13 protein-coding genes are annotated in these 12,232 nt (G+C 74.0%); 1 reads left to right on the top strand and 12 read right to left on the bottom strand.

Annotation, left to right across the window (positions count from 1 at the left end):
- Positions 1–103: 103 nt before the first annotated feature.
- Together KME75_RS35245 and KME75_RS35240 are read right to left on the bottom strand one after the other, a co-directional pair.
- Positions 104–2,308: an ATP-dependent DNA helicase RecG gene (locus KME75_RS35245; RefSeq protein ID WP_219419274.1), complete on the bottom strand. Its 2,205-nt coding sequence runs from the start codon at positions 2,306–2,308 to the stop codon at positions 104–106.
- A 35-nt stretch (positions 2,309–2,343) separates the two neighbouring features.
- Entirely contained in the window at positions 2,344–3,993 is a 1,650-nt protein-coding gene (locus tag KME75_RS35240) for a DAK2 domain-containing protein (RefSeq protein ID WP_219419273.1), read from the bottom strand.
- A gap of 120 nt (positions 3,994–4,113) precedes the next feature.
- On the opposite strand from KME75_RS35240, the gene rpmB reads away from it, so the two are divergent.
- Positions 4,114–4,305, top strand: a complete 192-nt coding sequence (rpmB, locus tag KME75_RS35235; protein ID WP_219419272.1) for a 50S ribosomal protein L28 — start codon at positions 4,114–4,116, stop codon at positions 4,303–4,305.
- Between the two features lie 82 nt (positions 4,306–4,387).
- Here the strand turns inward: rpmB and KME75_RS35230 are convergent, their stop codons facing one another.
- The 10 genes from KME75_RS35230 to mbhE all read right to left on the bottom strand — a co-directional run bounded on the left by KME75_RS35230 (position 4,388) and on the right by mbhE (position 11,975).
- Positions 4,388–4,663 carry a hypothetical protein gene (locus KME75_RS35230; protein ID WP_219419271.1) on the bottom strand — a complete coding sequence of 92 codons (276 nt, stop codon included), beginning with the start codon at positions 4,661–4,663 and terminating at the stop codon, positions 4,388–4,390.
- 62 nt (positions 4,664–4,725) lie between these two features.
- Positions 4,726–5,406, bottom strand: coding sequence for a uracil-DNA glycosylase (locus KME75_RS35225; RefSeq protein WP_219419276.1), 681 nt, complete (start codon positions 5,404–5,406; stop codon positions 4,726–4,728).
- A complete protein-coding gene (locus KME75_RS35220; protein WP_219419270.1) occupies positions 5,403–5,924 on the bottom strand; it encodes a gamma carbonic anhydrase family protein in 522 nt (173 codons plus the stop codon). The genes KME75_RS35225 and KME75_RS35220 overlap by 4 nt, the downstream gene beginning before the upstream one ends.
- Positions 5,925–5,933: 9 nt before the next feature.
- Positions 5,934–6,281 carry a monovalent cation/H(+) antiporter subunit G gene (mnhG, locus tag KME75_RS35215; protein ID WP_219419269.1) on the bottom strand — a complete coding sequence of 116 codons (348 nt, stop codon included), beginning with the start codon at positions 6,279–6,281 and terminating at the stop codon, positions 5,934–5,936.
- Positions 6,278–6,544, bottom strand: coding sequence for a monovalent cation/H+ antiporter complex subunit F (locus KME75_RS35210; protein WP_219419268.1), 267 nt, complete (start codon positions 6,542–6,544; stop codon positions 6,278–6,280). Before KME75_RS35210 ends, mnhG begins: the two co-directional genes overlap by 4 nt.
- Positions 6,541–7,089, bottom strand: coding sequence for a Na+/H+ antiporter subunit E (locus tag KME75_RS35205; RefSeq protein WP_219419267.1), 549 nt, complete (start codon positions 7,087–7,089; stop codon positions 6,541–6,543). The genes KME75_RS35210 and KME75_RS35205 overlap by 4 nt, the downstream gene beginning before the upstream one ends.
- A complete protein-coding gene (locus KME75_RS35200) occupies positions 7,086–8,615 on the bottom strand; it encodes a Na+/H+ antiporter subunit D (RefSeq protein ID WP_219419266.1) in 1,530 nt (509 codons plus the stop codon). The genes KME75_RS35205 and KME75_RS35200 overlap by 4 nt, the downstream gene beginning before the upstream one ends.
- Positions 8,612–9,082, bottom strand: a complete 471-nt coding sequence (locus tag KME75_RS35195; RefSeq protein WP_219419275.1) for a Na(+)/H(+) antiporter subunit C — start codon at positions 9,080–9,082, stop codon at positions 8,612–8,614. The genes KME75_RS35200 and KME75_RS35195 overlap by 4 nt, the downstream gene beginning before the upstream one ends.
- Positions 9,082–9,633, bottom strand: a complete 552-nt coding sequence (locus tag KME75_RS35190) for an MnhB domain-containing protein (protein WP_219419265.1) — start codon at positions 9,631–9,633, stop codon at positions 9,082–9,084. Before KME75_RS35190 ends, KME75_RS35195 begins: the two co-directional genes overlap by 1 nt.
- Positions 9,630–11,975, bottom strand: a complete 2,346-nt coding sequence (gene mbhE, locus KME75_RS35185) for a hydrogen gas-evolving membrane-bound hydrogenase subunit E (RefSeq protein ID WP_219419264.1) — start codon at positions 11,973–11,975, stop codon at positions 9,630–9,632. Before mbhE ends, KME75_RS35190 begins: the two co-directional genes overlap by 4 nt.
- Between the last annotated feature and the right edge of the window lie 257 nt (positions 11,976–12,232).

Genomic DNA, 12,232 nt, shown 5'->3' with positions numbered 1-12,232 from the left:
ACCCACCCAGCGCGGCCCCTGCCACCCTGCCCCCGCCCGGCCCCTCAACAGGCCCGGCCCTCCTGGGCCCCGGCCCCGCAGCCCCGGCCCCGGCGGCCTGCCCTCAGACCTTGTCCAGGTACGCCGCCCGCTCCTCGTCCCCGACGGTTGCACCTACCAGCGCGGCGAGGCCGGGGTGACGCCGGAGCCCGGGGTCGTCCGCCACGATGTGCCCGGCGTACACCTGCGCCTTCGCGATGATCTCCTCGTGGCGCAGCAGTGACAGCAGCCGCAGCCCGGAGCGCCTGCCGGACTGCATCGCGCCCAGCACGTCGCCCTCGCGGCGCAGCTCCAGGTCGAGGCGGGCGAGCTCGAAGCCGTCGGTGGTACCGGCCACCGCGTCGAGGCGCTCGCGGGCGGTGGTGCCCGCCGGCGCCTCGGTGACGAGCAGGCACACCCCCGGCGCCGAGCCGCGGCCCACGCGGCCGCGCAGCTGGTGGAGCTGGGAGAGGCCGAAGCGTTCGGCGTCGAGGATGACGATGCCGGTGGCGTTGGGGACGTCGACGCCGACCTCGATCACGGTGGTGGCCACCAGCACGTCGAGCTCGCCGCGCTCGAACGCCCGCATCACGGTGTCCTTCTCGTCGGGCGGCAGCTTGCCGTGCAACACCCCCAGCCGCAGCCCGGGCAGGAACCCCTCGCCCTCGAGCTTGGGGGCGACGTCGAGCACGGCCTGCGGCGGCCGCCGGGAGGCGACGTCGTCGGAGTCGGCGCCGATGTCCGGGTCGTCCAGGTCGACGAGGTCGGCGTCCGGATCCTCCTTGGCGGCGGTGTCGCCGCCCACCCGCGGGCACACGACGTACACCTGGTGCCCGGCCGCCACCTCCTCACGCACCCGCCGCCAGACGCTGGCGAACCAGGCGGGCTTCTCCGCGAGCGGCACCACGCTGGTGGCGATGGGCGACCGGCCGCGGGGCAGCTCCTTGAGCGCCGACACCTCCAGGTCGCCGTACACCGTCATCGCGACGGTGCGCGGGATCGGGGTGGCGGTCATGACGAGCATGTGCGGCGCCTGCTCCCCGCGCCCGCGCAGGGCGTCGCGCTGCTCCACGCCGAAGCGGTGCTGCTCGTCGACCACGACGAGCCCGAGGTCGGCGAACCCGACGTGCTCCTGGATGAGCGCGTGCGTGCCCACGACGATCCCGGCGGCGCCGGACTGCGCGTCGAGCAGCGCCTGCCGTCGCGCCTTGGCCCCCAGGGAGCCGGTGAGCAGCGTGACGCGGGTGGCCTGCTCGGCGGCGCCCAGCTCGCCCGCCGCAGCGAGCGGGCCGAGCAGCGCCCGCAGCGAGCGGGCGTGCTGCGCGGCGAGCACCTCGGTGGGGGCGAGCATCGCGGCCTGCCGCCCCGAGTCGAGGACCTGCAGCATCGCCCGCAGCGCGATGACGGTCTTGCCCGCGCCGACGTCGCCCTGGACCAGGCGGTTCATCGGGTGCTCGCGCGCGAGGTCTGCCGAGATCTCGGCGCCGACGGCGTGCTGGCCCGCGGTGAGGGTGAACGGCAGCGCGGCGTCGAACGCATCCAGCAGGCCGCCGGGCTTCGGCGGGCACGCCGCGGCGGGCCGGGCGCCGGTGGCCTGGCGTCGCAGCGCCAGCGCCAGCTGCACGCCCATCGCCTCGTCCCAGACGAGGCGGTTACGGGCGGCGTGGATGTCGGCCTCGGACTCCGGCACGTGGATGCGCCGCAGCGCCCGCCCGAGCTCGGCGAGCCCCTCGCGGTTGCGGACGAGTGGCGGCAGCGGGTCGGTGGGGTCGTCGAGGACGTCGAGGACCTGCCGTACGCACCGCGCGATCATCTGGGAGCCGAGCTTGCCGGTGGCCGGGTAGACCGACAGGAACGGGCGCACCTCGTCGGCCTCGTCGAGCGCCTCGAACTGCGGGTGGGTGAGCTGCAGCTTCTTGTTGAAGACGCCGACCTTCCCCGAGAACACCGCGCGCACGCCGGGGTGGATGTAGTGGTTGACCTTGTGCCCGTTGAAGAAGGTGCAGTCGAGCGTGGCGCCCTTCTCGTCGCGGATGACGACGTTGAGCAGCTTGCCGCGGCGCTGGCGCATGTCGCGCAACGTGGCCTTCTCGACCTGGGCGACGAGGGTGGCGTGCTCGCCGATCTCCAGCCCCGCGATGTCGGTGAGCTTGCCCCGGTCGACGTACCGGCGCGGGTAGTGGCGCACGAGGTCGCCGACGGTGGCGATGTCGAGCTGCTCGGACAGCAGGTCGGCGGCGCGCCTGCCGACGATCGGCTCGAGCGCACTCAACATGTCGATCTCGGTCATCGCCCTTCCCCCGCGGCGCTGTGTCGTCGGTTCGGTCATTCCACCCCCAGCACGAGCGGGTAGTCGGCCTGCCCGCCCCGGTGCACGACGACGTCGACCTCGGGGTGGGTGCGGCGCAGGTCGGCCGCGAGCCCCTCCCCGAGCGACTCGTCGGCGCCGTCGCCGAGGAGCACCGTGACGAGTTCGCCACCCGCGGTGAGCATGCGATGAGCCAACCACAGGGCACCGACAGCGAGGTCGGGCGCGATCACCACGACCTCGCCGTCGGAGATGCCGAGCACGTCGCCGGGCTGGCAGCGGCCCACCCACGTGAGGGCCTCGGACTCGGCCACGACGAGGCCCGCGGTGCGCGTGCCCGCCGCGGCGTCGGCCATCGCCACCACGTCCTCGCCTGCGCGCCGGTCCGGGTCGTGCACGGCCAGTGCCGCGAGGCCCTGCAGCACCGACGCCGTGGGCACGACGAGCACCTCCTGGCCCTCGCGCCGGGCGGCCGCCGCCGCCCGCTCCGCGACCGAGGCGAGCTCGGTGTCCCCGGGCAGCAGGACGACGTGCCGGGCCCGGGTGCCCGCGAGGGCGGCCACCAGCTCGGCCTCCCCGACCGGTCGATCCGGCCGCCGCGGCAGCACCTCGGCGCCCGCCGACCGGGCCAGCTCCGCGAGCTCCGCCCCCGGGACGACCATGAGCACGGCGCGTTCCCGCACGAACCGGCCGCCGTCCTCGACCGCGCCCTCCGCGGCGTCGGCGAACCGGATGACGGTGATCCGGTGCGGGCGGCCCACGGCGATCCCCGCCTCGATCGCCGCGCCGACGTCGGTGCAGTGGACGTGGACGTTCCACAGCCCGGCCCCGTCGCCGACGACCGCGACCGAGTCGCCGATCCCGGCCAGCTCGGACCGCAGGGTCTCGACGCGGCGGGCGTCGGAGGCGTCGAGCAGGTACATCACCTCGTAGTCGTACGCCGCGGACCCGCCCTCCCGGGCCGCGACGAGCGCCTCGCGGCCGCGGACCGCCCGGCTGCCCGCGGCCCCCGTCGCCGGGAGCTCGCCCGCCCCCTGCCGCCCGTGGACGAGCCCGGTCAGCGCGTCGAGCACGAGGTAGAGCCCCAGCCCGCCGGCGTCGACGACGCCGGCCCTGGTCAGCTCCGGCAGCTGCGCGGTGGTCTCCTGGAGGGCGGCGCCCGCTGCGTCGGTGGCGGCGCGGGCGACCTCGTCGAGCCGGTCGGACCCGCGCGCCGCCGCGGCGGCAGCGGCCGCGAGCACCGACAGGACGGTGCCGGCCCGCGGGCGGGTGACGGCGGCGGTGGCGAGCGCCTCGGCCCGTCGGAGCCCGTCGGCGAGCACGGACCCGCCGTCGGGGGCGCCCACCGCGGCCACGGCGTCGGCCACCCCGCGCAGCACCTGGGACAGGATCACCCCCGAGTTGCCGCGCGCCCCCACCAGCGCCCCGCGCGCGAGCGCACCCGCGACCACGCTCGCCGGGCAGCCGGGCGCGTCCCGCTGTTCGCGCAGGGCGGCGGCCATCGCGTCGGCCGCGGCCCGCATCGTCAGCAGCAGGTTGGTGCCCGTGTCACCGTCGGCGACGGGGAAGACGTTGATCCGGTCGATCTCGGCGCGGTGCCGTTCCAGCGCCTGCACGGCAGCCCGCGTCCAGCCGGTGAACAGCGCGGCGTCGAGGATCGGGGGCACCCTGGTCAGGGTAGCGACCGGGGGGTGCCCGACCCGCCGCCGATGCCGCGGGTATCCTGGGTCATCGCGACCGGGACGACCCGGCTTCCGTGAGATCGTCTACCCCGAGGAGTGTCCGACGTGGCTGCCGTCTGCGACGTCTGTGGCAAGGGTCCGGGCTTCGGCATGTCCGTCTCGCACTCGCACCGCCGCACCCACCGCCGCTGGAACCCGAACATCCAGACCGTCCGGGCCCGGATCGGCGGTGGCAACCGCCAGCGCCTCAACGTGTGCACCTCCTGCCTCAAGGCGGGCAAGGTCGCACGCGCCTGATCGCGCCAGCGCGCGCACGAGCGGCGCTGTCGCCCAGTAGCCCTGGGCGGCAGCGCCGCTCGTGCGTTGAGGGCACTGGTCGTCAGCGACCCGGCTCCTCGGGAAGTCGTTCCAGCACCTGACCGACCAGCTGGGTCAGCGATCGCAGCTGATTGTCGACCGAGTCGAACCGGGCGCTGTGCTCCTGGAGCCGGCCGTCGATCGACTCGAACCGGGCGGTGTGCTCACGGCGCAGCGCCCGCAGCTCGTCGCGGACTTCCTTGACGTCGTCGTCGAGCCGGAGCGCGAGCCAGCGCGTCTCCGCGTGCTCCACTGCCAGCTTCCGCAGCCTGCGGTCGAACTCGTCGCCCTCGGACACGTATCGATCCTCTCAGATCGACCCGGATCCCGGGGCCGGATCGGCGGAACGGGTCGCAGCGCTCACGGCAGCTTCCAGTCCACCGGCTCTCCGCCGAGCTCCTCGAGCAGTTCGTTGACCCGGCTGAACGGCCGCGACCCGAAGAACCCGCGGTCGGCCGACATCGGGCTCGGGTGCGCCGACTCGATGCACGGCACGTCCTCGAGCAGCGGCACCAGGTTGCGGGCGTCGCGACCCCACAGGATCGCGACGAGCGGCTCGCCGTCGCGCGCCACGAGCGCCCGGATCGCCTGCTCGGTGACGGTCTCCCAGCCCTTGTTGCGGTGCGAGCCCGGGTTGCCCGGCTCCACGGTGAGCACCCTGTTGAGCAGCAGCACGCTCTGCTCGGTCCACGGCGTCAGGTCCCCCGTGGACGGGGTCGGGTGGCCGAGGTCGGTGGAGTACTCCCGGAAGATGTTGGCCAGCGACCGCGGCACCGGACGGGTCTCGGGCGCCACGGCGAACGACAGGCCGATCGCGTGTCCCGGCGTGGGGTACGGGTCCTGCCCCACGACCAACACCCGCACCGCGTCGAACGGCTGCGTGAACGCGCGCAGGACGTTCGGGCCGGCCGGCAGGTAACGGCGGCCGGCGGCGAGCTCGGCGCGCAGGAAGTCGCCCATGTCCGCGATCACGGGGGCGACGGGCGCGAGCGCACGGGCCCACCCGGCCTCCACGACCTCCTCCAGCGGCCGGGCCATCAGGAGAGCCTCCGGAGTTCGGCACGGAACCGCGTTCCGCGCCGGATGTAGGACTCCATGGCGTAGGCGTAGGCGCCTTCGGGCACCTCGTGGCCCTCGCGCACGCGCGCCGGGACGCCGAGCGCCATCCGCCGCGCCGGGACCTCCGCCTTCGGGGACACGACGGCGCCCGCGGCGACCACCGCGCCCTCGCCGACCGTGGCGCCGTTCAGCACCACCGACCCGGACGAGATGAGCGCCCGATCGCCGATCGTGGCGCCCTCGATGTGCACGTTGTGCCCGACCGTCACCTCGGCGCCGATGATCGTCGGCTGCGTCGCGGTGCAGTGGATGATCGAGCCGTCCTGCACGCTGGACCGGGGGCCGACCTCGATGCGGCCGTCGTCGCCGCGCAGTACGGCGGTGGGCCACACGGAGGCCTCGGCCCCGATCGTGACGTTGCCGATCACCACGGCGTCCGGGTGGACGTAGGCGTCGGGATGGATGTCCGGTTCGACGTCGCCGAGCGCGTAGAGGGGCACTCCCGCAGCCTAGGACGACCTCTCGCGCGCCATCCGTTCGGCCAACTCGTCGACGACGAGCGTCTCGCGCCCCAGCGACCCGCTGCGGTACGCCGACCGGCCCACGAGCTGGGAGACCACCGGTGCGGTGATCACCTGGAACATCGCGACGAGCACGAGCGTGGCGGCGTCCCGCGGTTCGACGCGCAGCGCGGCGGCCGCGAGGACGAGCAGCAGCCCCAGCGTCTGCGCCTTCGTGGCGGCCTGCAAGCGTGCGGGCAGATCGGGCAGCCGCAGCAGGCCCACGGCGCCGAGCAGGCTCGATGTGGCGCCGAGGAGCAGCAGCACCGCCGCGATGACGTCCTGGATGCTCGTCATCGGTGCCGTTCCAGCCGCTCGACCAGCCGGGCCGCCGTGACCGAGCCGACGAACCCCAGCAGCGCCACCGCGGCCAGCAGCGGCACCATCGTGCCGTCCTGGAAGTACACCGCGTAGACGGCCGCGCCGGCGACGATCAGCACGACGAACGCGTCGAGCACGGCGATCCGGTCCATGGTGTCGGGCCCGCGGAACAGCCGTACGAGCGTGAGTGCGCCCGCGACGCACAGGATCGCCAGGGCGATCGCGACGACGACGGTCATCCCGTCCTCTCCTTCCTCAGCCGCTCCGCCTCCGCGATCTCGTCGGGCGAACCGAATGCCACGAGCACGCGGCGCTGCATGTCGAGCGCCTGCTGTCGTGCGCGCTCGGCGCCCGCCCGGTCGCGCGGGCCGAGCGCGTACACGTACCAGAGCCGGTGCTGGGCATCGACCTGCAAGGTGATCGTGCCGGGCGAGAGCGTGAACGCGTTGGCGACGATCGTGACCACCCGGTCCGACGCGCTGAGCAGCGGCACCGCCAGGATCGCCCCGCGCGCGTCCGGCCCGTGGCGCAGCGTCTGCCAGCTCACCTGCACGGTGGACACCACGACGTCGTAGAGCACGTAGCCGGCCAGGCCGAGCAGCCGCAGCGGGCGCAGCGGCAGTCGTTCGGGCGGCAGCGGCAGCCGGATCACGGAAGTGACCAGCACGGCCAGCAGCACCCCACCCACCACCGACAGCAGCGTGAACGTCCCCCACAAAAGCACCCACACCAGCGTCAGCCACGCCACCTCCGGCAGCCGGCGCAACAGGCCTCCGCGCGTCATGGCGCCCCCTCCCCCAGCACCGCCACGCGGTACGGCTCACGGGCGAGCAGGTCGGTGCCCGCGCGCCCCGTCACCGCCGACAGCGGCCCGGCGAACGCCGCGATCGCCAGGCTCACCGCGACGAGGCCCGCGGTGGCGGCGTACATCGGCCGGGCGGTGCGGGCGGTGCCCACCACGGCCTCGTCGGTCGGGTCGGCGTCCGGCAGCGCGGGCTTCGGCTCGCCCCAGAACACCCGCACCCACACCCGGACCAGCGCGAACAGGGTGAGCAGGCTTGCGAGCACCACGACCCCGGCGACCGCTGCCGTCGCCACCCCCGCCGCGGCCCCGGCCTGCAGCAGGGCGAACTTGGCCACGAAGCCCGCCGTCGGCGGGATGCCGGCGAGCGTCATCGCGGGAATCGCGAACAGCACGGCGAGGCCGGGTGAGGAGCGCAGCATTCCGCCCATCTGGTCGAGCGCGACCGTGCCGGTGTGCCGCGTGATCAGGCCGCTGACCAGGAACAGCGTGGCGAGCACCGTGATGTGGTGGGCCGCGTACAGCGCGGCGCCGCCCACCCCGGCGGCGGAGAAGACGGCGAGCCCGAACAGCATGAACCCGATGTGGCTGACCAGCAGGAACGACAGCAGCCGGTTGATGTCGTTCTGCGCCACCGCGCCCATGGCCCCGACGAGCATGGTCGCGACGGCCAGCACGAGCAGCAGCGTCCACGGCTCGTCCCGGGGGGCCACGAGCGTCTGCGTGCGCAGCATGGCGTAGAAGCTGACCTTGGTGAGGAGCCCGGCGAACAGCGCGGCCACCGGGCCGGGCGCGTTCGGGTAGCTGTCGGGCAGCCAGAAATGCAGCGGCACGATCGCCGCCTTGATCCCGAAGACGACGAGCAGCATCAGGGCGAGAACGCCCCGCAGGCCGGGGGGCAACTGCTCGACACGGCCCGCGAGGTCGGCCAGGTTGACCGTGCCGGTGGCCGCGTAGACCATCGCCACCGCCGTGAGGAACAGCAGCGACGACATCAGGCTCACGGTCACGTACGTCATGCCCGCGCGGATGCGCGACGCCCCGGTGCGACGGGTGATCAGCACGTAGGACGCGGTGAGCATCACCTCGAACGCGACGAAGAGCGTGAACAGGTCCCCGGTCAGGTACGCCAGCGACACCCCGGCGCACAGCATCAGGTACATCGGATGGAACGTCGTGCTCGTCGTCGCCCGGCCGTAGTCGGCGATGCGCTGGTCGATCGCGTAGATCAGCACCGCGAGGGTCACCAGCGTGGAGACGAGCAGCAGCAGCGCCGAGACGCGGTCGGCCACGAGCGCGATGCCCACGGGCGCCGCCCATCCCCCCAGCTCCGCGACGATCGGCCCACGGCTGTCGGCGAGCACCAGCAGCACGACGGCGAGGCCTGCCACGGCGGCCAGCACGACCACGCCGACCACGCGCTGCAGCAGAGCCGACCGGCTGCCGACGACGGTGATCGCGGCCCCGAGCATCGGCAACAGCACCGGCAGCGTCACGAGCGCGGTCATGACGCGCCTCCGCCCCGCGCCGCCGCACCTTCCACCCGGTCATCGGCCCGCTCCGCGTCGCCGTCCCCCGAACCGTCATCGAGCACGTCGTCCTCGAGCGCGGCCGACGGCGCCTTCTGCCGCGAGATGCGCCGGTCCTCGACGTCGTCCTGCACCTCGTCGTGGCCGGTGAGCACGAAGGACCGGTAGCCCAGCGCCAGCAGGAACGTCGTGAGCGCGAAGGTGATCACCACGGCGGTGAGGGCGAGTGCCTGGGGCAGCGGGTCGGTGATCGACTCCAGCGGTACCTCGCCGACGATCGGGGCGCGCCCCGGCGGCCCGCCCGCGATCTGCAGCAGCAGGTTGGTGCCGTGCCCGAGCACGACCACGCCGATCAGCACGCGCATCAGCGAGCGCTGCAGGAGCAGGTAGAACCCGACGGCGTAGAGCACGCCGACGGTCAGCGCCATGACGACGTTAATCGTGATCATCGGCGTTCCCCCGCATCGCGCATGTCCCGTTCGATGCCCGCGCCCAGCGAACGCAGCAGGTCGAGCACCGCTCCGATGATCAGCAGGTACACGCCGACGTCGAGGAACACGCTCGTCTGCAGCTCGACCTCGCCCAGCAGGGGCAGGTGCGCGGCGAGCTTCGCCGTGGACAGCACGGGTGCTCCGACCACCAGCGGGGCCAGTGCGGTGACCAGCGCGATCGTCAGCCCCGTGCCGAGCACCACCGGCGGCCGGACGCGCACGGCCGTAGACACGTCGGTGCTGCCGCCCGCGATGAAGCGCAGCACGAAGGCGAGGCCCGCGACCAGCCCGGCGGAGAACCCCCCGCCCGGCGCGTAGTGGCCCACCAGGAGCAGGTAGAGGGAGAAGACCAGCACCGTCGGGAAGAGCGCCCGGGTGGTCATCTCCAGCAGCACGCGGCGTTCCCGGGCACCGCGGCACGCGCCGGACAGCTGCCACGGCTGCCGCGGGCGGTCCCACTCCTCGAAGGGGGTCCCGTCGTCGCGTTCGGTTCCGGTGGCCGTCATCCGAGAACGTCCTCCTCGTGCTGCGGGCTGCCCTGGCCGCTATCGACCGATCGACGCCCGCCGCCGCGGTGGTCGTACCGGGTGGCCAGCACGAGGCTCGCGACCCCGGCCGCCGCGATGAACAGCACGCTGATCTCGCCGACCGTGTCGAGCGCCCGGAAGTCGACGAGGATCGCGTTGACGATGTTGTCCGCACCCGCCTCGGTGGGCGCCAGCCGGGCGAACTCCCCGCTGGTCGACGACGGCCCGACGCGCGCGCCGGAGAGCACCACCGCGATGCCCGCGACGGCCAGCCCACCGGCGGCTGCGACGAGTGCCTTGGGCAGCTGCACGCGTCGCGGCGAGCGCTGCTGCTGGAAGCTCGCGGGCAACCGGCGCAGGACGAACACGAACGCCACCAGCGACAGCGTCTCGACGAGAAACTGCGCCAGCGCCAGGTCGGGGGCGCCCTCGACGATGAACAGCCCGCCGACGCCGTAGCCGATCACGCCGACGAGCAGCACGGCGGTGAACCGGCGCCGGGCCCGCACCAAGGCCAGCGCCGCCACCACCACGGCGAGCCCGAGCGGCACCTGCATCGCGGCGTGGTAGAGCGGCTGGTCGCCCGGCCACACTGCGGCGAGCACGGTCGCCGTGCCCGGGAGCAGCACGAACGTCACCAGGATGACGCCGAGGTACGCGGGCAGCGAACCCGCCTGCAAGCGGCCGGTGACCCCGACCGCGACCCGCCCGGTGCCCGCGATGGTCCGTTCGTAGGCGCGCTGCGCATCGGCCGGGATGCGCCCGACCAGGCCGGTCACGGTGCCGCGCGCGGCGTGCAGCAGCAGGCCACCGCCGATGGCGACCGCGGAGAACAGCAGCGGCAGCCCGAGGCCGTGCCACAGCGCGAGGTGGTAGCCGCTCTCGTCGGGGTAGGCGGCCGCGTAGGCACCTGCCAGTGCGTCCACCAGGGGATACCCGAGCCCCAGCGCCAGACCGACGACCGCGCAGAGCCAACTGGGCGTCGTGAGCACGGCGCCGGGGGCATGCACGGAAGTCGCTTCGACGCCGGGCTTGCGCGCGAAGGCGCCCCACAGGAACCGGGCGCTGTAGGCCGCCGTGAGGACGGACCCGAGCAGCAGCCCGAGCGCGACGGTCCAGCCCCGCATGCCGCCCTCGTGGAGGAACGCCTCGAACGCCGCCTCCTTGCCCACGAACCCGAGGAACGGGGGCAGTCCGGCCATCGAGGCCGCAGCCAGCGCGGCGGCCACTGCCGTGCCCGGCAGCGCGGTGCCCAGTCCGGAGAGCTCGCGCAGGTCGCGGGTCCCGGTGGCGTGGTCGATCGCGCCGACGGCCATGAACAGGGGGGCCTTGAACAGGCCGTGGGCCAGGAGCATGGCCACGCCGGCGAGCGCCGCGATCCGCCCCCCGGCGCCGAGCAGCACCATCAGGAACCCGAGCTGGCTGACCGTGCCGAAGGCGAGCAGCTTCTTGAGGTCCGTGGCCCCCAGCGCCCGCCACCCACCGATGATCATCGTGCCCAGCCCGGCCAGGACCACCGGCACCCACCACACGGCGAGGTCGGCGAACCCGGGCGCCAGCCGCGCCACGAGGTAGACGCCCGCCTTCACCATCGACGCCGCGTGCAGATAGGCGCTGATCGGCGTCGGCGCGACCATGGCGGCCGGCAGCCACGGGTGGAACGGCAGCTGCGCCGACTTGGTGAACGCGCCGAGCAGGATCAGCAGCAGCGCAGCGGTGACGAGGCCGCCGCGGGGCGGGTCGGCGAGGATCTCCGAGATGCGGTACGTGCCCGCGGCCTCCCCGAGCAGCACGAATCCCAGGAGCATCCCGAGCCCGCCGAGCACGGTGACGAGCAGCGCCTGCACCGCGGCCCGGCTCTCGGTGCGCTGCTCGCCGCTCTGTCCGATGAGCAGGAACGACGCGATCGACGTCAGCTCCCAGAACACGTAGAGCGTGAGCAGGTCGTCGGCGAGGACCAGGCCGAGCATCGCGCCGGCGAAGGCGAGCAGCAGCGCGGCACTGCGCGGCGCCTCGGGTGAGTCGGCCCCGAAGTAGCCGATGCAGTAGACTAGGATCACGGCGCCGATGCCGGAGACCAGCACGATCATGGCCAGCGCGAGCGCGTCGAGCCGGAAGCTGAGCGCCAGGCCGAGCGCGGGCGCCCAGGTGGTCGTCGCGGTCACTCCCTCGCCGAGCGCGGGGCCGGCCTGCGCGAGCGCCCACAGCAGCGTCGCGGCGGGCAGGACGGCGGCGACGCCGAACGCGGCGCGCCGGCTGCGCGCCGACACCAGCGGCAACAGCCCGGCGACGACGAGGTGGGCCACGACGAGCGCGAGCACGTGCCACGTCCTCTCAGGTCCCGGGGGAGCAACGGCGGCCTGCCGCCGCCGCAGCGGTCTACCCCGGTATCGACGTGATCATCGCTTCGCCGACCGGCCGCCGCACATCCGGACGACGAAACCGGACAAGACGGGCACTAGAGCGTGTCCCGTGGATCATGCGGGTCGGCTGCGGTAGATCTCTTCTGTGCTTGATCGCCACGACTTGACCGACGCGGAGTGGGCACGGCTGGAGCCGTTGCTGCCCGACCGGACAC

This window comes from Pseudonocardia nigra (assembly GCF_019396355.1).
GTDB lineage: Bacteria > Actinomycetota > Actinomycetes > Mycobacteriales > Pseudonocardiaceae > Pseudonocardia > Pseudonocardia nigra.
The sequence above is the reverse complement of the archived record's forward strand: the minus strand, read 5'-3'. Positions and strand labels throughout refer to the sequence as shown.